This window comes from Actinosynnema sp. NPDC059335 (assembly GCF_042752395.1).
Classification (GTDB): Bacteria; Actinomycetota; Actinomycetes; order Mycobacteriales; family Pseudonocardiaceae; genus Actinosynnema.
In genome coordinates this window covers 18351-18806 of the sequence record NZ_JBHYXZ010000162.1, presented here as the reverse complement: position 1 = coordinate 18806, position 456 = coordinate 18351, and the positions used below count along the sequence as shown (strand labels likewise).

Here is a 456-nt window from a genome sequence, read left to right as displayed (position 1 = left end):
ACGATCTCGGCCACGGTGCCCGCGCACGGCGTGGCGGTGTACCGGGTGTCGGGCGGCAGCCCGATCGCCGCCACCACCTCACGCCTGCGCGGCACGGGTTCCGGCCGCTGCGTGGACGTGGACAACGCCTCCACCGCCGCCGGCGCGGCCACGCTGCTGTGGGACTGCCACACCGCCGCCAACCAGGCGTGGACCAGCTGGGCGGGCGGTGAGATCCGGGTCTTCGGCGACAAGTGCCTGGACGCCGAGAACCAGGGGGCCGCCAACGGCACCCGCGTCATCACGTGGAGCTGCAACGGGCAGAACAACCAGAAGTGGACGTTCGGCTCCGACGGCACCATCCGCAATGCCCACGCCGGGCTCTGCCTCGACGCCGACCAGGCGGGCACCGCCAACGGCACGAGGCTGATCCTCTGGACCTGCAACGGCCAGGCCAACCAGAGGTGGACCCGAGCG

General features: G+C 72.4%; 1 protein-coding gene. It reads left to right on the top strand.

The annotated features are described in order from the left end of the window. A partial coding sequence (locus tag ACFXGA_RS33650; RefSeq protein ID WP_378095033.1) for a ricin-type beta-trefoil lectin domain protein occupies positions 1-456 on the top strand: 456 nt, incomplete at both ends.